The organism is Streptomyces sp. NPDC030245 (genome assembly GCF_055572995.1).
The window spans coordinates 316,853-334,926 of record NZ_JBVICF010000010.1; the positions used below are offsets into that span (position 1 = coordinate 316,853).

18 protein-coding genes and 1 riboswitch are annotated in these 18,074 nt (G+C 71.7%); of the genes, 13 read left to right on the forward strand and 5 right to left on the reverse strand.

Features of this window, described 5'->3' with window-relative positions:
• Positions 1–95: 95 nt before the first annotated feature.
• The 3 genes from ACZ4Z4_RS26790 to ACZ4Z4_RS26800 form a co-directional block, all read right to left on the reverse strand.
• Complete coding sequence (locus ACZ4Z4_RS26790; RefSeq protein WP_468332341.1) at positions 96–1,634, reverse strand: alpha/beta hydrolase; 1,539 nt, start codon at positions 1,632–1,634, stop codon at positions 96–98.
• A gap of 315 nt (positions 1,635–1,949) precedes the next feature.
• Entirely contained in the window at positions 1,950–2,651 is a 702-nt protein-coding gene (locus ACZ4Z4_RS26795; RefSeq protein ID WP_468332343.1) for a sulfotransferase family protein, read from the reverse strand.
• A gap of 137 nt (positions 2,652–2,788) precedes the next feature.
• Positions 2,789–3,235 carry a carboxymuconolactone decarboxylase family protein gene (locus ACZ4Z4_RS26800; protein ID WP_468332346.1) on the reverse strand — a complete coding sequence of 149 codons (447 nt, stop codon included), beginning with the start codon at positions 3,233–3,235 and terminating at the stop codon, positions 2,789–2,791.
• A 286-nt stretch (positions 3,236–3,521) separates the two neighbouring features.
• Between ACZ4Z4_RS26800 and ACZ4Z4_RS26805 the strand changes: the two genes are divergently transcribed.
• The 5 genes from ACZ4Z4_RS26805 to ACZ4Z4_RS26825 all read left to right on the forward strand — a co-directional run bounded on the left by ACZ4Z4_RS26805 (position 3,522) and on the right by ACZ4Z4_RS26825 (position 8,337).
• The gene (locus ACZ4Z4_RS26805) at positions 3,522–4,250 is read left to right on the forward strand and encodes an SDR family oxidoreductase (protein ID WP_468332349.1); all 729 of its coding nucleotides are present in this window, start codon (positions 3,522–3,524) and stop codon (positions 4,248–4,250) included.
• Between the two features lie 130 nt (positions 4,251–4,380).
• Positions 4,381–4,716, forward strand: a complete 336-nt coding sequence (locus ACZ4Z4_RS26810; RefSeq protein ID WP_468332352.1) for a Rieske (2Fe-2S) protein — start codon at positions 4,381–4,383, stop codon at positions 4,714–4,716.
• 12 nt (positions 4,717–4,728) lie between these two features.
• The gene (locus ACZ4Z4_RS26815) at positions 4,729–5,457 is read left to right on the forward strand and encodes a gamma-glutamyl-gamma-aminobutyrate hydrolase family protein (RefSeq protein ID WP_468332355.1); all 729 of its coding nucleotides are present in this window, start codon (positions 4,729–4,731) and stop codon (positions 5,455–5,457) included.
• 190 nt (positions 5,458–5,647) lie between these two features.
• On the forward strand, positions 5,648–7,426 hold the full coding sequence (locus ACZ4Z4_RS26820) for an FAD-dependent monooxygenase (protein WP_468332358.1): 1,779 nt from the start codon (positions 5,648–5,650) through the stop codon (positions 7,424–7,426).
• A gap of 44 nt (positions 7,427–7,470) precedes the next feature.
• A complete protein-coding gene (locus ACZ4Z4_RS26825) occupies positions 7,471–8,337 on the forward strand; it encodes an NmrA/HSCARG family protein (RefSeq protein ID WP_468332361.1) in 867 nt (288 codons plus the stop codon).
• 114 nt (positions 8,338–8,451) lie between these two features.
• On the opposite strand, the gene ACZ4Z4_RS26830 is transcribed toward ACZ4Z4_RS26825, so the two are convergent.
• Positions 8,452–9,228: an alpha/beta fold hydrolase gene (locus tag ACZ4Z4_RS26830; protein WP_468332364.1), complete on the reverse strand. Its 777-nt coding sequence runs from the start codon at positions 9,226–9,228 to the stop codon at positions 8,452–8,454.
• Positions 9,229–9,461: 233 nt separating this feature from the next.
• Here ACZ4Z4_RS26830 and hemG point away from each other — a divergent pair, with 233 nt between their 5' ends.
• From hemG to ACZ4Z4_RS26860, 6 genes are all read left to right on the forward strand, one after another.
• Positions 9,462–10,922, forward strand: a complete 1,461-nt coding sequence (hemG, locus tag ACZ4Z4_RS26835; protein WP_468332367.1) for a protoporphyrinogen oxidase — start codon at positions 9,462–9,464, stop codon at positions 10,920–10,922.
• Between the two features lie 57 nt (positions 10,923–10,979).
• Positions 10,980–11,588 carry a mycothiol-dependent nitroreductase Rv2466c family protein gene (locus tag ACZ4Z4_RS26840; RefSeq protein ID WP_468332552.1) on the forward strand — a complete coding sequence of 203 codons (609 nt, stop codon included), beginning with the start codon at positions 10,980–10,982 and terminating at the stop codon, positions 11,586–11,588.
• Between the two features lie 180 nt (positions 11,589–11,768).
• Positions 11,769–12,218: a YdeI/OmpD-associated family protein gene (locus ACZ4Z4_RS26845; RefSeq protein ID WP_468332370.1), complete on the forward strand. Its 450-nt coding sequence runs from the start codon at positions 11,769–11,771 to the stop codon at positions 12,216–12,218.
• Positions 12,219–12,402: 184 nt separating this feature from the next.
• Positions 12,403–13,032 carry a hypothetical protein gene (locus ACZ4Z4_RS26850; RefSeq protein WP_468332373.1) on the forward strand — a complete coding sequence of 210 codons (630 nt, stop codon included), beginning with the start codon at positions 12,403–12,405 and terminating at the stop codon, positions 13,030–13,032.
• A 224-nt stretch (positions 13,033–13,256) separates the two neighbouring features.
• Positions 13,257–14,018 carry a hypothetical protein gene (locus tag ACZ4Z4_RS26855; protein ID WP_468332376.1) on the forward strand — a complete coding sequence of 254 codons (762 nt, stop codon included), beginning with the start codon at positions 13,257–13,259 and terminating at the stop codon, positions 14,016–14,018.
• A 12-nt stretch (positions 14,019–14,030) separates the two neighbouring features.
• Entirely contained in the window at positions 14,031–14,603 is a 573-nt protein-coding gene (locus tag ACZ4Z4_RS26860) for a S1 RNA-binding domain-containing protein (RefSeq protein ID WP_468332378.1), read from the forward strand.
• A 24-nt stretch (positions 14,604–14,627) separates the two neighbouring features.
• Here ACZ4Z4_RS26860 and ACZ4Z4_RS26865 read toward each other — a convergent pair whose 3' ends face one another.
• Positions 14,628–15,062, reverse strand: coding sequence for a VOC family protein (locus ACZ4Z4_RS26865; protein ID WP_468332381.1), 435 nt, complete (start codon positions 15,060–15,062; stop codon positions 14,628–14,630).
• Between the two features lie 755 nt (positions 15,063–15,817).
• Positions 15,818–15,972, forward strand: a riboswitch (cyclic di-AMP (ydaO/yuaA leader).
• Between the two features lie 2 nt (positions 15,973–15,974).
• On the opposite strand from ACZ4Z4_RS26865, the gene ACZ4Z4_RS26870 reads away from it, so the two are divergent.
• Both ACZ4Z4_RS26870 and ACZ4Z4_RS26875 read left to right on the forward strand, forming a co-directional pair.
• Positions 15,975–16,694, forward strand: coding sequence for a transglycosylase SLT domain-containing protein (locus ACZ4Z4_RS26870; protein WP_468332384.1), 720 nt, complete (start codon positions 15,975–15,977; stop codon positions 16,692–16,694).
• Positions 16,695–16,999: 305 nt separating this feature from the next.
• A complete protein-coding gene (locus tag ACZ4Z4_RS26875) occupies positions 17,000–17,803 on the forward strand; it encodes a hypothetical protein (RefSeq protein WP_468332387.1) in 804 nt (267 codons plus the stop codon).
• The last annotated feature ends 271 nt before the right edge of the window (positions 17,804–18,074 follow it).

Below are 18,074 nucleotides of genomic sequence, written 5' to 3' on the forward strand. Positions count from 1 at the left end.
GGGGCCGATGGATTGGGCGTTCAACCGTGATTTTCACGCGGTTGAACGCGCTGGCAGACGGGCGGGCGGACGGGCGGGGGGGGTGAAGGTGCGGGTCAGGGCGTGGGCACCGGCTGCGGGACCGCTTGGCAGGTGGCGTCGGCGCCCTTGGCGGCGGCCGGGCGGCTGCCGTCCTTGAGGTAGGCGCCGACCACGTCGTTGACGCAGGGGTTGGCGTTGCGGGACAGGGACGTCTCGTGTTCGTAGCCGTCCTGCTCCACCAGCAGCCGGGAGTCGGGGAAGCGCCGGTGCAGGGTGCGGGCGCCCGACAGCGGGGAGCCGGCGACGTGCTCGCCCTGCACCACCAGGGCGTCGACATCCTTGGCGCCGACCTCGCGCGGGGGGTCGGCGGGCGCGGGCCAGGAGGCGCACGGCGCGTTATACCAGGCGTTGTACCAGGTCAGGAAGGTGTTGCCGGCGCGGTATTGGCGGGTGAAGTCGGTGTGCCAGCGCTGCCAGTCGCGCGGCCAGGGCGAGTCGGTGCACTGGACCGCGTTGTACATGGCCTGCTTGTTCTGCGTGGGGTAGCCCGGTTCGTTGAAGTTGGCCTTGAGTCCTGCGGGGTCCTTGCGCAGCACCCAGTCGGCCAGGGCCTTGGTGTGGCCATTCCAGGCGGAGCGGCGGTAGAGGGTGACCAGGAACATCTCGGTGTACTCGGCCGGGCCGATCCGGCCCTCGACGGGCGCCTTGCGGAGCAGGTCCATGCCGTCGTAGTACTTCGCCTCGACCGCGGCCGCGGTGGTGCCCAGGCGGTAGGTCGCATCGTGCCGGGCGATCCAGGAGAAGTAGTTCTCGGCGCTCTTCTCGAAGGTCGCGTTCTGTTCCAGGACGTCCTTGTACCAGCCCTTTTCGGGGAGCATCACGGTGTCGAGGACCATGCGGCGCACCCGGTGGGGGTACATGGAGGCGTACACCGAGCCGAGGTAGGTGCCGTAGTCCCAGCCGAAGTAGGTGAGTTGCTCCTGGCCCAGGGCCCGGCGGATGAGGTCCAGGTCGCGGGCGGCGTCCTTGGTGCCGAGGTGGTTGAGGGTGTCGCCGTGGGCGCGGCCGCAGCTGTCGGCGAAGTCGCGGGCCCTGGTGCGCCAGGCCTCTTCCGCGGCCGCGGTGGCGGGGACCAGGTCGGGGCGGGCGGTGCCGGGCCAGACGTAGCCCGGCTCGCAGGTGATCTGCGGTTCGCTGGCGCCGGTGCCGCGCGGGTCGAAGCCGATCCAGTCGTAGGTGGCGCCGACGGCCGGGGACAGGCCGGAGGTGCCCTTGGCGAACCGGGTGGGCAGGTCGCGTCCGAACTGGCCGGGCCACTGGCCGCGGTTGAGCAGCACGATGCCCTGGTACTGCTCCTGGGGTGCGGTGTGCTCGGCGCGGGTGAGGGCCAGTTGGATGGTGCGGCCCTCGGGCCGGTCGTGGTCGAGCGGGACGGTGAGCGAGCCGCACTCCAGCCCTTTGAGCAGGCCCCCGACGACGGGGTCGCTGTCCGGGCAGGGCGACCAGGCGACGCCGGCCGCCGGCCGGTCGGCCGGGGCCTTGGCCGGTGCCGCGGCGGCCGTTCCCGCCAGGGCGGTGGCGGCCGCCGCCGTAATTGCCAGTAACTTCCTCACGTAATCCCCTTCTTGAGGGCTGGTCCGCCGCCGGGCCGGTATTCGGGCGGGCAGGCGGGCGGAGCCGGTTTTCACGGGCAAAGTCCAGGGGGCGGCGTGAGACTAGCCGCTGCGGGAAGTGGCGTGAAAACAACTACGGTTGAACAATGACCACCGGTCGAGCGGGGCTGGAACGGCGGTATCGGTCCGGTACGGCGGGGCCGGTTCCGTAAACGCGAAAAACCCCGCGGAGCAGCCGGAAATTCGACTCTCCGCGGGGAAAGTGCGGGGAAAGTGCGGGAAAGCGCGGGAAAGGGGAAAAGAGGGTGGGTGCTGTTAGCGCGCTGCGTCGGATGCGGGCGCCGTGCGGCCGGCACCCCCGGGTGCGGGCGGGCCGCCGGCGGCCATCTGCTGCATCCGCTCGCGCATGTTGGCGGTGGTGTTGGCGTGCGGGAAGGCGGTGGCCGGGGCCTGTTCGCCCAGGAAGGCGCAGAGCGGCTCCCAGCCCTGGGTGACGTCGTAGACCAGGAGGTTGTCGGCGGGGACGGCGTCGATGATCTCCTGGTTGCGGCGGTGGTAGACCTCGATGGCGTGGTCCTTGTCGGAGAAGCGGCCCTGGAACAGCCCCTCCCAGGTCATGACGTTGGTCATGCGGAAGACCCGGGCCTGGCGGGTGCCCTGCTCGGGAGGGGTCTCCTTGTTCTTCAGGACGAACTGGTACAGCGTGTTGTACGTGCTCTCGTACCAGCCGTCGGCGTCGCGCACCGTCAGGACGACCTTGGCGTCGGGGAACGCCTTGATGATCTGGTCGTAGTAGAAGGAGGGCGGGCCGTCCACCGCGGAGGTGTACCCCTCGAACACCGTCTCCCAGTCGGGCTGCTGTCCCTCGCAGATGATGCGTTCCCACTGCTCCAGGCGCTTCTCGTCGCCGACGATGTCGAACATGTGGTAGCAGGGGCCGTATCCGAGCTGTTCCAGCGCCACCTGGAGTGAGGTGGTCCCGGTCCTGCCGAGACCGGCGTTGATGAGCTTCAACACGGTGCGGTTCCTTCCCTGCGGCTGGGTGGTCGGCGGGGTGCGTCGGGGGCCGGCCGTCACTGCTATGACGCCCGGCGGCGCGAAGATGTGACAGGCCTCGCCCCCCGGCGGGCGGTGCCTGCGGGGGACGGGGCTCTTCAGCGCCAGGCCGCGGGCACCTGCCGGGTGGCGACGTTGATGCGGTTCCAGCAGTTGACCAGGCCGATGTGGATGACCAGGGAGGCCAGTTCCTGTTCGGTGTAGTGCTCGGCGGCTTCCCGCCAGACCTCGTCGGGCACCGCGTCGTCGCGGCCGCTGAGTTCGGTGGCGTCCTCGGCCAGCGCCAGGGCGGCGCGCTCGGCGGGGGTGAAGCAGGTCGCCTCGCGCCACTCGGCGACCTGGGGCAGGCGGGTGTCGGCCTCGGCGGCCTGCCCCAGGTCGTCGGGGATGGTGTAGATGCGGCCGTTGATCTGGCTGACCCGCAGCCGGATGAGGTCGAGCGTCCGCTGCGGGACGCCGACCTTGCCGATGACCTTGGTCAGGTCGAGCAGGGGTTGCAGGGCGTCGGCGACGACCAGCGAGGGGTTGTTCATCCGGGGTGGCATCGGGGCGTCTCCTGTGAGTCGGGCCCGCGCCGTCGTCGCGCGGCGCCTCCCGGCCAGATGCGCGGGGGCGGCGGCAAAGCGGGGGGCGGGCAGCGGCGAGTGCCGGTGCACCAGGCTGCCGTCGCGCTGTCCGTCCTGCAAGGGGGGTGGCCAACGGCGCGGTGCGCAAGCGGTGTTCGACCGTGGGTTGCCGCAGTTGAACACCGGCGGCGTTCACCATGGCCCCGGGCCGCGACGTCAGGCCCGCCATGACAGCAGACCCTTTACGACGGAAGGGATCACCGGCATGCCCCTCGACAAGATCGCGCTGATCACGGGTGCCAACAAGGGCATCGGGCGGGAGACCGCACGGCAGTTGGGCGAGCGGGGTGTCCTCGTCCTGGTCGGCGCCAGGGACGAGGTGCGCGGCAAACAGGCCGCCGCCGTGCTGGCGGACCGCGGCATCTCGGCGGTGCCGCTGCACATCGACGTGCGTGACGCGGCCTGTGTGGCCCGGGCCGCGGCCCTGATCGAGCAGCGCTACGGCCGCCTGGACATCCTGGTCAACAACGCCGGGATCGCCGGGCGGTTCACCGGGGCGCCCAGTCAGGCGGGCGCACAGGATCTGCGGGAGGTGTACGAGACCAATGTCTTCGGCGTGGTCACGGTGACCAACGCGATGCTGCCGCTGCTGCGCCGCTCGGCGGCCGGGCGCATCGTCAACATGTCCAGCCACCTGGGGTCGCTGGCCCTCAACGCCGACCCGGCCTCCCCGATGGCGCACGTCAACATGGTCGCCTACCAGTCCTCCAAGACCGCGCTGAACGCGCTGACCCTCGCCTACGCCAAGGAGCTGCGGGACACCCCGCTCAAGGTGAACGCGGCCCATCCCGGCGTGGTGGCCACCGACATCAACGGCCACCGGGGGCAGCGCACGCCCGCCCAGGGCGCCGTGATCGCGGTCCGCCTCGCGCTGCTGGACGCCGCGGGCCCCACGGGGGCGTCCCTGTCGGAGGACGGCCCGGTGCCCTGGTAGGCGGGGTCCGCGGACTCCGATGAACCTCGTCTTCTGCTCGGCTCATCCTCAAGAGTCCGGGCGGAACGTGAGGCCCGGCGCGTGAGATCCGGGAGATACCGGACCGCGATGCGGGAGGAGAGCGGGAGCGATGAGCTTCATCAAGGTTTGCCCGGTGGACAAGATCCCGGCCGACGGCGCGATCGCGGTGGAGGTCCAGGACGCACCGGTGGCGCTGGTGCGCAGGAACGACACGGTCTACGCGGTCAGCGACCTGTGTTCGCACGCCGAGGTCTCCCTCGCCGAGGGGGAGGTCTACGGCACGACGATCGAGTGCTGGCTGCACGGCTCGTGCTTCGACCTGCGCACCGGTGAGCCCGTCAACCCGCCGGCGACCCGGCCGATCGCCACCTACCGGGTGAAGGTCGAGGACGGCTTCGTCTACGTGGCACCCCGCCCCAAGGACGCGCCCGACCCCCAGGACTAGGGACAGGTGGACATGAAGTCAGCACCCTCAGCGCGGTCGGCGAGGCCGGTGGTCGGGATCACCGCACGGACGGTCCCGGTCACCTTGCAGGGCACCGGCATGGTGGTGAGCCTCTCGCTCCAGGCACATGTGGACTTCCTGGCCGCCGCGGGCTGTGTGCCCGTGGTGCTGCCGCCGGGGCCCGGCGCCGAGGAGTTCGTCGGCGGCCTGCACGGTCTGCTCGTCCCGGGCGGCCCGGACGTGGATCCCGCGCTGTACGGGCAGGAGCGGCACCCCCGCACCCGCGTCGGCAGCACGGACTTGGACCGGGCCGAACTCGCTCTGATCGGCGCCGCGTTGGACAGGCGGCTGCCGCTGCTGGCGATCTGCCGCGGCATGCAGCTGCTCAATGTGCGGTGCGCGGGCACGTTGCACCAGCATCTGCCGGAGGTCACCGGCGGCGACGCCCACCGCCCGCAGGGCGCCGGCTTCGAGTTCGGCCGGCACGCCCTCAAGGTGCGCTCGGGCAGCCACATCGCCCGGATCTTCGGCGAGGACACCCCCAAGACCGCCTGCCACCACCACCAGGCCGTGGACCGGATCGGCACCGGCCTGGCCGCCACCGCCCGCACCCCGGACGGCGTCGTCGAGGCGGTCGAGGCGGTGGACCATCCCTTCGCGCTCGGCGTGCAGTGGGAGGCCGGCCAGACCGAGGACGACCGCCTGCACCGGGCCCTGGCCGACGCGGCCCGGCGCACCTGAACCACCCGGCGGGGCCCCTCCGGTGGATCCACCCGTCGTCGACCCGGGCTAGAGAACCCCTGGTCATGCTTCGCGCACATCCCGCATCAGCACGCACAGCCGATCACGACACATTCCGTGTCGCCTTTCATTCCCGGCACATTCGGCAGTCCCCGTGAGCGTGAGACTGTCACCTTCCGGAAGGACGAAAATGGGAGCAGTCGAGGTTCCGGTTCTTATCGTGGGCGGTGGCGGATGCGGTCTTGCCGCCTCCAACTTCCTGTCCGACCACGGTGTGGACCACCTGCTCGTCGAACGGCACGCGGACACCGCGCACGTGCCCAAGGCCCACTACCTCAATCAGCGCACGATGGAGATCTTCCGCCAGCACGGGCTCGACGGGCCGATGGTGGAACAGGGAGCGCCGCTGGAGCTGTTCGGGAAGCTGCGCTGGCTGACCTCGCTGGCCGGGGAGAAGCCGCTGGACGCCCGGCACCTGCACGAGATCGACGCCTTCGGCGGCGGCGCGCTGCGCGAGCGGTACGCGGCGGCCGGCCCCGTCATGCCGGTCAAGCTGCCGCAGGTGCGCCTGGAGCCGATCCTGCGCCGCACCGCCGAGGAACGTAACCCCGGGCGTGTCCTGTTCGGCCACGAGATGGTCGCCTTCACCGACCACGGCGACCGGGTGGTCGCCGAGGTCCGCGAGCGGGCCACCGGCGAGAGCACCACGGTCACCGCCCGCTATCTGATCGGCGCCGACGGCGGGCGCACGGTGGGCGGCGCCCTGGGCATCGAGATGCAGGGCGTGCCCGGCCTGCTGGACGTGACGACCGCGTACTTCTCCGCCGACCTGTCGCAGTGGTGGCAGGAGGGCACCTTGCTCACCCACTTCCTCAACGCCTACGACCCGGATCTGTGCTCCAACCTCATCGAGATGGGGCCCAGTTGGGGCAAGGCCTGCGAGGAGTGGGTCCTGCACTTCCCGCCGATGGACGCCGACCGCCTGGACGAGGAGTCGGTGGTGGCCCGGGTGCGCCAGCTGCTGGGCCTGCCCGACCTGGAGCTGGATCTGCACCACGTGACCAACTGGACGGTGCAGGCGCTGGTCGCCGAGCGCTACCGCAAGGGGCGGGTGCTGCTGGCCGGCGACTCCGCGCACCGCCAGCCGCCCACCGTAGGCCTTGGCCTGAACTCCGGCATCCAGGACGCCCACAACCTCGCGTGGAAGCTGGCCGCGGTGCTCGAGGGCCGCGCCGACGACGCGTTCTTGGACACCTACGAGGCCGAGCGGCAACCCGTGTGCCGGCTCAACGTCGACTGGGCGGTCTCGGCGGCCTCCCACCACCAGGCCGTCCTGGACACGGTGGGCCTTGGCCCGCACGCCCCCGCCCAGCGCCGGCAGCGGATGTTCGCCGCGTACTTCGAGCCCACCCCCATCGGTGAGGTGGTACGGGCCCGCACCGCGGAGATCCTGGACACCCACCGCGCCGGCTGCCAGGCGCACGACTTCGAGATCGGCTTCAGCTACGAGCAGGGCGCGCTCGTCCCCGACGGCAGCCGGCCCCCGGCCCGGGTGCCGATGCGCGATGTGTACCGGCCCACCACCCGGCCCGGGCACCGGCTGCCGCACGCCTGGCTCGAGCAGGACGGCCGGCGCCTGTCCACCCACGACCTGGCCGGCTCCCCGGCCGGGTTCGTACTGATCACCGGGGAGCAGGGCGAGGCGTGGGTGGAGGCGGCCGCGCAGGTGGCGCAGAAGCTGTCCCTGTCGATCCACGCGGTCCGCATCGGCCAGGGCGCCGAGTTCACCGACGTCGAGGGCGGCTGGGAGCGGGTGCGGGAGGTCGCCGGGGACGGCGCCGTCCTGGTGCGCCCCGACAACCACGTGGCCTGGCGCAGCATGGGCGCCGGCGAGCATCCGGCGGACCTGCTCGCGAGCGCGTTCTCCCGCATTTTCGACCCCGGTGTTCGCGCGGGTTCCGCTTCCTGACATCGCGCGACAGACAACAGGGCAATGGACAACGGAGGAATACGGTGGCGGTAGACGGAGCGGTCCTGGTGCTGGGCGCGACCGGCCGGCAAGGAGGTGCGACGGCCCGCGAGCTGCTGCGCCGGGGGCGGGTCGTACACGCGCTGGTGCGTGACCCGCAGGCGCCCGCGGCGCGCGCGCTCGCCGAGGCGGGTGCGGTGCTCGTGCAAGGAGACCTGGAGGACAGGGCGTCGCTGAGTGCGGTGATGCGGGGCGTGCGGGGGGTGTTCAGCGTCCAGACGTTCCGGGGGCCCGGCGGGGTGGCCGGCGAGGAGCGGCAGGGCAAGGCGGTGGCCGAGGTGGCTGCCGAGGCGGGTGTGGCCCACTTCGTGTACAGCTCGGTGGGCGGCGCGGACCGCTGCGAGGTCATCCCGCACTTCCGGAGCAAGTGGAACATCGAGCAGCACATCCACAAGCTCGGCCTGCCGGCGACGGTGCTGCGGCCGACCATGTTCTACGACGTCCTGCTGGACCTCGGCCCCCGGCTGGTGGAGGGTGAGCTGGTGCTGGGGCTGTGGCTGCGCCCCGAGGTCCCGGTCCAGGTGATCGCGACGAGTGACATCGGGGCGTTCGCCGCGGATGCCTTCGGTGACCCGGCCGCGTGGCTGGGCCGGCAGGTCGAGATCGCCGGTGCGGAGCTGACCGGGCCGCAGATCGCCCAGGCGTTCGGGGCGGTGGCGGGGGTCCCGGTCCGCTACGAGCAGCGCTCCTTCGAGCCGCTGCGCACGGCCCGCCCGGATCTGGCCGCGATGTTCGACTGGCTCGACCAGGAGGGCTACAGCGCCGACATGGCCGAACTGCGCCGTCTGCGGCCCGGCCTGGTCGGCCTGGAGAGCTGGCTGCGCGAGCACTGGACGGTGCCGGTGGCCTGACCTGGCCGCCAGGGGGGGCGGGCGGGCCGCCGCCGCGGCCGGTGAGGGACGCCGGCCGCGGCGGCGGAGCCGTGTGTGCTTCAGGTGCCGTGTGCTTCAGGTGCCATGTGTGCTTCAGGTGGTGGCGAACCCGGCGAGGGCCCGGCCCAGGATGTCGGTGTCGATGCGGTGCCAGGAGCCGGGCAGCTGCATCCCCCAGCCGTTGGGCAGGACGGTCGCGGTGGCCCGGGCCGCGTCGCGCAGCCAGTCGCCGGTCGCGTCGCTGTTGAGGACCAGCGTCGGGGTGTGCAGGGTGGCCAGGCGTTCGGCGGGCACCTCGAAGTCGCCCAGGATGGTCGTGTCGTAGAGCAGGGTGTGGGCGTTGGCCTCGTTCGTCGCCCACAGGGGGGCTTTGCGCCAGTCGGCGATGACCTCACGGCTCAGGCCCAGCAGTTCGCGCAGCCAGTACTCCGCGGCGGCGCCGCGCCGGTCCTGGGCGAGCAGTGTGCGCAGGGTGTCCATGCAGTCGGCCGGGGGCTTGGGGTGCGGGGCGATGCGGAAGTAGGGCTCGTGCAGCGCGAGTTTGGTGATCGGCACGCCGGCCAGGGCCGCTTCGAGGGCCAGGTTCGCGCCGGTGGAGCCGGCGAAGACGACCGCCTGTCCCCCGGCGTCGTCGATGACCGCCGCGAGGTCCTCGATCTCGCGCTCGACGGCGTACTGGGGACAGTCGCCGCTCTGGCCCCGGCCCCGGCGGTCGTAGACGTAGGTGGTGCAGTGCGGCGCCAGCTCCGGGACCAGTGCGTCGAAGATGGTGTGATCGCGGAACGCGCCGTTCATCAGCACGATGGGCGGGCCGTCGCCGGTGCTGCGACAGGCGATCGTTGTGCCGTCCTGGGAAACGACCTTCCGCATGCCACCACTCTCCTCAAGGTCCATGGGTGTGTCGGTGCAAGCGGTAATGTCCAGCGGCCCGGTCGACGGCGGGTTGAGCATGAATCGGGCGCGGCGCCGCCACCGATCACGGCGCTCCGGCGGCCTCAACTGGCCCTGGAACAGGCCGATTTCGGGTCCACTCACGCTCAACCGAGACTATCGGCACCCCTTCAAAACTGATGCGACACCGTATCCACGAAGGAGCAGGTCGTATGGCGGACAACACAAGGGCTCGGGCGGGCGCGGTTCCGCATGTGGTCGTCGTCGGGGGCGGCGTCGCGGGGCTGGCGGCGGCGTTCTTCCTGCGCGAGGAGCCGGTGCGGGTGACCGTCCTGGAGGCCGGCTCCCGGCTGGGCGGGCAGCTGTCCGTCTCGGAGCTGGCGGGCGTCGTCATCGACGAGGGCGCGGAGTCGACCTACGCCCGGCGCCCCAAGACCGCCCGCCTGCTCCAGGCGGCCGGCCTGGCCGAGGAGGTGGTGGCGGCGGGCACCAAGTCGATGGCGCTGTGGAGCGGCAAGCAGCTGCGGCCGCCGCTGGAGCGGCAGTTCATGGGGGTGCCCTGCGACCTGGACGAGCTCGACCGGTCCGGCATCCTCTCCGAGGCGGGGACGGCCCGGGCACGCCAGGACCTGACCCTGCCGCGCGGTGAGCGGGCCGGTGATGTGTCGGTGGCGGACCTCGTCGGCGCCCGCCTGGGCCGTGAGGTCGTGGACCGCCTGGTGGACCCCTTCTTGTCCGACGCCTACTTCGGCCGCGCCGACGAGCTGTCCTTCGAGGCCACCCTCACCCCGCTGGTCACCGCCGCGCGCCGGCGCGCCTCGCTCACCGAGGCGGCCGGGGCGCTGCTGCCCGCCCCGCCGCCGCCCGGGCAGGCACCCACCACCGGCATCTCCACCCTGGCCCGCGGGCTCGGCTCCCTGCCCCAGACCCTGGCCGACGGCCTGCTCGCCGCCTCGCCCGGCTCGGCGGTGCGCACCCGCACCACGGTGCGCGCGCTCGAACGCCGCGAGCAGGGCTGGCGGGTGAGCGTGGACGGCGCCGCCGGGCCGGAGCACCTGGAGGCGGACGCCGTCATCGTCGCCACGCCCGCCGGCCGGGCCGGCCCGCTGCTCGCCGGGGCCGGCGGCGCCCGGGCCGCCGCGGCGCTCGCCGAGATCCCCTGCGCCGGCTCCGTGATCATCACGCTCGCCTTCCCGCGCCGGGCGCTCTCGGCGATGCGCGCCCTGGGGCACAGCGGCTACCGGGTGCCGGCGGTGGACGGGCGGGCGCTGAAGGTGGTCACGTTCTCCACCGTGAAGTGGCCGCACCTGGCGGGCGAGGTGGACATCGTGCGCTGCCAGGCCGGCGGCAGCGGCGGCGAGGACCTGCTCGGCCGTGACGACGCCGACCTCGTCGCGCTCGCCGCCGCCGAACTCGCCGAGGTCACCGGGATCACCGGCACGCCGCTGGCCTCCCGGGTGAACCGGTGGGAGGCGGCGGTGCCGCAGTACACCGTCGGGCACCTGGAGCGGGTGGCGCGCATCCGCGCGGACGTCGCCTCCCGGCCCGGCCTGGCGGTGTGCGGCGCCGCCTACGACGGGGTCGGGGTGGGCCAGTGCGTGGCCAGCGCCCTCAAGGCCGCCGAGGAGATCCTCGGCGGCCTGCGCACGGCTGCCCCCGCTCCCTCGGCATGAGCCGCCCCGCACCCCGCCCGCAGCACCGGACCCCCGCCCAGGGAGGCTGACATGTCGATGCCCCAGGACGCCGTGAGCACCGTCGACTTCTGGTTCGACCCGCAGTGCCCGTGGGCGTGGATCGCCTCGCGGTGGATCAACGAGGTGGAAGGGCAGCGGCCCCTCACCGTGCGCTGGCACGTGATGAGCCTGGCCGTCCTCAACGAGGGCCGCGACGTGCCGCACAAGTACCGCGCCGGGCTGGGTTTCGGGCCGGTGCGGGTGTGCATGGCCGCCGAGCAGAAGTACGGTCCCGAGGTGCTGGGCCGGCTCTACACCGAACTGGGCACCCGCTACCACCACGACAAGGCGCCCAAGGACCGGGCCACCCTGCGGGCCGCGCTGGAGGCGGCCGGTCTGGCGGGGGAGCTGGCCGCGGCGATGGACTCCACCGAGTACGACACGGCGCTGCGCGCCTCGCACCGCGCCGGCATGGACCGGGTCGGCTACGACGTGGGCACCCCGGTGATCGCCGTGGACGGCAACGCGTTCTTCGGCCCGGTGGTCACGCCCGTCCCGCGGGGCGAGGCCGCGGCCAAGCTGTGGGACGGCGTGCTGCTGGTCACCGCGACGGACGGGTTCTTCGAGCTCAAGCGCACCCGGGACCGCAAGCCGGCCTTCGACTGACCGGGGCCGTCCGGCGGCCCGCGCCCCGCTCCTGCGCGGGCCGCCTGACGCTGCGCCACACGGATGGCGCCGATCCCCGCCCCCGCGGCGCCCGCCCCCGTCAGGATGTGACCCAGCACGGTCACCGCACGCACACAGGCGGCCGTCGCGCCGTGCGCCGAGACACGTCGACAGGAGCAGATGATGAAGTTCCGAACCTACGTCGAGCCGCCCGAGCCCATGCGGGGCCTGGAAGTTCCCGCAGAGGTCGTGGAGAAGCTCGACGGAGGCAAACGGCCGGCCGTGACCATCACGGTCAACGGGCACTCCTGGAACAGCCGGCTCGCGATCATGCGGGGCCGCCATCTGATCGGCTTCAGCAAGGCCAACCGGGAGGCCGCCGGGGTGGAGACCGGTGAGGAGGTCGAGGTGGAACTCGTCCTGGACACCGAGCCCCGCGTCCTGGTCGAACCGGACGACTTCGTCCGGGCCCTGGACGCCGACCCGATCGCCCGCAAGGTCTACGACCGGTTGTCGCCCAGCCGCAAGAGGGCGCACGTGCACGCCATCGAGAGCGCGAAGAAGCCCGAGACGCGCCAACGGCGGATCGACAAGGCGGTGGCGGCGCTGCGCGACGAGGCGTTCGCCTGACCACACCGCCCGCACCCACTCCCCTCCCTTCCCCTGCGCCCGCTTCCCCGCGGGCGCTCTCCCGCGTACGCGCATGTGACAGGCTCATGGCATTCTCTGACGGTCGTGGCGCCACGCGCGCCACTCCCGCCTGCCCCTTTCACCAAGAACCAAGAACCACAGGATCAGGAAACACAGAGAACACATGAGCACTCAGCGCACCACCCCGTACCGCCGGCGCATCGGCCTCGCGGCTCTTGCCACCGTCACCGCCCTCTCGCTGGCCGCGTGCGGCGGTGGGTCGGGCAAGAAGAGCAGGTCCGGTGGCGGGGCCGGCGGGGCCTCGGAGGCGGGTCAGGCGCCCAAGAACCTCAAGCTCGGGCAGGCCGGGCCGGTGCAGGAGATAACCAAGTACAAGAAGACCGGCAAGTTCTCCCTCACGCCGACGAAGGTCACCCTGGGCAAGCCGGCCGACCTCGACGAGCTGAACGACCAGAAGAAGTACAAGGACCTGAAGGTCGCCTGGATCTATGTGAAGGCCCAGCACGTGGGCGGTTCCGCGGTCAAGGAGCCGATGGTGATGAGCGACGTGAGCGGCGAGACCTCCGCGGGCGCGCCCGCCACGAAGTTCATCCTCATCGGCGACCTCTCCAGCCGGCCCGCCGACTGCGTCGGCAATGACGGCAACAAGAGCCTGGAGGGCGACGACATCTGGAAGAAGGGCGAGACGCGCACCGTGTGCGAGCCCTACCTCATCCCCGCCGACGCCACGCTGAAGGCGGTGACGTACTCGCAGGGGTACTACAAGGAGCCGCTCAAGTGGGCCGTGCGGTAGCACGGCGGGGCCCGTTCGGGTGGAGAGGGCGGGCTCAGCCGTTACCCGGCCCCGCTGCCGCGGCAGGTGACATGGCGACAGTACCTGCATGTTCCTCGGCAGCCGCAGCGGTGCGGTGGTGAGGAGGGATACGTCCCGTCCCGCCACCGCGCCGTGCTCCGGGCGGCAGATGGCAGGGGCCGGGCGGCAGATGGCAGGTGCCGGCCACGGAAGGCAAGGACCCGATGACTGATGCCACGGTCCCGGGCGGGCGTGCGGTGCTGCTGGACCGTCTGCGGGCCGCCGCGGCGGCTTCGGCCGCGCAGGGTGAGTGCTGGCCCGTGCTGCTCGCCGACCTGCTCGGCGGCATGGGAGCCACCTGGCGGGAGTCGGCCGAGGTGTGCGCCGACGCCGCGTGGCAGGCGCGCGCCATGGGGCGCAGCGCGCTGCTGCTGCTGGAACCGCAGGACATCGCCCGGTACGACGAGCCGACCGCGGCGCGCGCCCTGCGCCACCTCTACCTCAACAGCCTGCGCTACGACTTCCGCCGGCACGGCATCGAGGAGCTCTTCGACACCCTGGCCGCGCACGGCGGAGGTGAACTCGACTGCTACTCACGGGCGTTGTGGGCCTTCGCCCTGCTCGCCCGGTCCGACAGCAGCGGATACCCGCTCATGGACGAGGTGCTGGCGCAGGCCGGTGACCATGCCAAGACGCTGCATGTCCTGTTGCACGGGCTGTGGCTGGCCCATGGCCTGGCCGGCCGCGAACAAGCCATGCTGCACATCCTGGGCCAGGCGGCGTTCGCCGACCGGAGCGACCCGATCGCGCTGTTCCGCGAGGCGACGGCTCACCGCGGCCTGGGCCACTACACGCAGGCGCTGGCGGCCATCGACGAGGCCGTGGAGCACCTGTCGCCGGCGGCGGTGACCATCCATGACGACCTCGCCCGCGAACGCTCCCTGATCATCGCCATGCACGAGCTGGGGCGTCCGGCACAGTCGTGAAAGGCTGGACGCATGAGGGGCGGACGGGACGAGAACCCGGAACTGTGGACGTTCCTGGAAGCACTGCACGAGGGTCAGGTCCTTTCCGGCACCGTCGCGGCGATCGAGCGGTTCGGCGTCTTCGTGGCGTTGGACGACGGCCCCGATCACCCGGTCTTTCCCGGCGTCGGGTTCGTCACCATCCCCGAACTGTCCTGGCGGCGCGTCGCAACGGCCTTTGACGTCGTGCAGGTCGGACAGCGCGTGTCGGGCGAGTTCCTGCAGTTCGACACGTGGAACCTGGAGGCCAGACTGTCCTTGCGGGCGATGCGGCCGGACCCCTTCCAGGTATTCGCCGACAGCATCTCGGTGGGACAGAAACTGCACGGACGGGTCACCAAGCTGGTCCCCATCGGCGCCTTCGTGCAGGTCGCCGACGGCATCGAGGGACTGGTCCACCTGCGGGAGCTGTCCTGGACGCCCGTGCGGACCCCGTCGGATGCCGCCCGGGTGGGCGACGAGGTCACGGTGGTCGTCACCGAGATCGACCGGGAGCGGCGCAGGCTGGCCCTGTCCCGGCGGCAGGGCCCACCCGAGCGTCAGTAATCCTTGGTGACAGCAGGCGGCGGGTCAGTCGAGGCAGAACTCGTTGCCCTCGATGTCCTGCATCACGATGCACGACTCGTTGTCCTCGTCGGCGGCCAGCAGCCGCACGCGCACCGCGCCGAGCGCGACCAGGCGGGCGCATTCGGCCTCGAGCACGGCCAGGCGTTCCTCCCCCACCAGTCCGGTGCCGGCCCGCACGTCCAGGTGCACCCGGTTCTTGGCGGTCTTGCCCTCGGGCACGCGCTGGAAGAACAGGCGCGGGCCCACCCCGGTGGGATCGACGCAGGCGGCCCATGCGCCCCGCTCCTCGGCGGGCTGGGTGCGGTGGAAGTCCTCCCACGTGGCGAAGCCCTGCGGGGGCGACGGCAGGACATAGCCCAGCACCTCGCACCAGAAGCGGGCCACGCGCTCGGGTTCCGCGCAGTCGAAGGTGACTTGGAACTGCTTGATCGTTGACATCGGCGCACGATAGCAGGGGGCTGCGCCGCTCATCTTCCGGCAGGGTGGGCGCAGTTGCCGGGCGGGCGGCGGGCCTGCCCGGTCCGCGGAGGCGGCCCCGAATGGGAAAGGGAAATCCTGCGGCTGCCCCTCTTTTTTTCTGGGCAGGCGTCACTTTCTTTGACCGGCTTGCCGTTCCGCCTGCCCGCATGGAAAAGGCGGCGGGCACCCGAACCCCCACAGGCCCGCACCGGAAGCGTTATTGACGCGGTGTCCGCTTTCGGAGCCGCGGCGGCCGTGATGCCGCTTCTCCTCCCGGGAGCGGAACCCGCCAGGTCGACACCGGCACCGGCACCGGCACCGGCACCGGCACCGATATGACCGTTCTGGGACGAAAAGCAACCTTTGCGTGTGTCCGGATTCAACCGAATACTTCCCCCTTAAGCCTTTAGCGGCTTACGTGGACTTTGCCTGCACTGCGGGGCACTTGAGGGAAATACCGCCCTCTGCTGCCCGGCCGCGCCGCGCCCCACCCAGTGAAATGCGTCACGCCATACGGGCCACAGTGCCGCGAGCCGCTGAGTGCGTTTTCGTTCTGCGCAAAGAGAGTTGGGTTTTTGATCAAAGAGGGGGTGAGTTCCGGTCGCCCGGTACAAGGGCCCGTGCATTCCGCTCACCCGAATTCCGGCCTTGTTCCGCACCGGCTTTCTCGCCTAACGTCACCGTCAATCCGGATGGAACGCCGAATCCTGCCGCTGTCCGGAAACTCTCCCACCCACACTCACTCACTTACGCACGGCAGGAGCGGGGGACCCAGGTAAGCCGCCGATCCCGGTTCCGGGACGGCTCGGGGTGAAGTCGCATGTCCTGCGACCGGACATCTCCCGTCCGAACCCGACAGCTCACCCCGCAGGCGACGGAGAGGAATGCGTCATGCCCGCAAAGGGTAAGCACCGCCGCCCCAAGTCCAGCTCGCTCACCCGGGGCATCGCCGCCGCGGGCACCGGCGGCGCCGTGCTCGTTCTCCCGGTGCTCGGTGCCACCACGGCCGCCGCCGCACCGGCCACCCCGGCCGCCAAGCCCGCCGCCGCCCCCAAGACCTATGTCGTCGTCGCGGGTGACTCCCTGGCCGAGATCGCCCAGGAGCACTCCGTGAGCGGCGGCTGGCAGAAGCTGTACCAGGACAACCGCGGTGTCCTCGGCGACGACCCGAAGCTGATCCACCCCGGCATCAAGCTCACCCTGGGCGCCAAGGCCCCGGCCGCCCCCGAGCGGGCGGACCGGTCCGAGCGCGGCACCGCCGCCGAGCCCGCCGCGGTGAAGAAGTCCTACGCCAACAACCTCGACGGCTGGATCCGGCAGTCGCTCGACATCATGGCCCAGCACGGCATCCCCGGCACCTACGAGGGCATCCACCGCAACATCATGCGGGAGTCCTCCGGCAACCCGATGGCCATCAACAACTGGGACATCAACGCCGCCGCCGGCACCCCCTCCAAGGGACTCCTCCAGGTCATCGGCCCCACGTTCTCCGCCTACCACGTGCCCGGCACCTCGACGGACAGCTACGACCCGGTCGCCAACATCACCGCCGCCTGCAACTACGCGGCCGACCGCTACGGCTCCATCGACAACGTGAACGGCCCCTACTAGACCGCACACCCCACACCCCCTCCCCGGTCGGTGATGAGCCCCGGAACGCATGGCGTTCCGGGGCTCATCGGCGTAGTGGAGCCGCCGCCCATGTCAGTGGATCTGTGCAAACGCAGGTCAGTTCGGAGCCCACTCAAGGAGAATGGGCCGCTCCGGTTGTCCGTACTATCGCCGTGTCAGGGCATCTGTGTACTGAATATGGCTGTCACCCCGCAGGCCAGGGCCCCAACCCCGGTCTCGGGAAGCACACATGTGCAGCAGGCTCTCCAACTCCGGCCGCAGGTCCGGGAAAGGTTGTGCGCCCCATGTCCGAGAACGTCTCCGCCACCGAACTGACATCGCAGTACACCGCTCAAGTCCGTGCCGACCTCGAACGCAACACCAAGGAGCAGCAGCGCCTCGGTGCGGAAATCGCCTCGCTCCAGGAGCAGTTGGCGGCCCATCAGCGTGACCACGCGGTGCTGGTCAGCATCCAGCAGGCGCTCGGGGGTGAGGTGCCGGCCTCCGCGCAGCCCGCCGCCGTGGAGGAGCGGGCCGCGGTGCCCGCCCCCCGCACGGAGAAGAAGTCGGCGCAGAAGAAGTCCTCCGGCGCCGCCGCGGCAAGCAAGCGGGCCGGGGTCACCAAGGCCGCTCCCCAGAAGACGGCCCCGGGCAAGGCCGCCGCGAAGAGCGCGGACAAGAACGCGGGCAAGGGCGCCGGAAAGGCAACGGCGAAGAGTTCCGGCAAGGGGGCCGGCAAGAGCGAGGCCGCCAAGCCCGCCAAGCCGGCGCAGCCCACGCTGGTCGAGCTGATCCGCGGGCACCTGGCCGAGCAGAGCGAGCCGCGCTCGGCGGCGGAGATCGCCACGGCCCTGGGCCGGGCCCACCCGCAGCGCAACGTCAAGACGACCGTGGTGCGCACCACGCTCGAAGGGCTGGTGGCCAAGAGCCAGGCCCAGCGCAGCAAGCAGGGCACGTCCGTCTTCTACACCGCCGGTTCGGCGCCGGTGCCCGCGCAGGCCACTCCGGCCAAGGCCGAGCAGCAGGACAAGCAGCAGGGTGAGGAGCCGGGCGCGGAGCCGGCCAAGGCGCGGGGTGAGGAGCAGGCCGCCGCCGCTGCCGGCGCGTGAGACCGCGGCGGCACACCTGTGCCGGTCACCGGCCGGTCGCCGGGCCGGCGGGCGGGTGAGGGCAGGTGGATGACAGGCAGGTCAGTCGGACTGGCCTGCCTGCCGCCTGTTGTCGACTGCCACGCCTGCTGCCTGCTGCCGGGAAGCACGGCGCGGCGGGACGCGGCGGGGCGGGACGCTGCGGGGCGGGGCGGGAATGGGGCGCCCGGACGGCGCAGTACATGTGTCCCCCAAGAAGTCGTGGGGTACCCGTCGTCTCGCGATAGCGCCC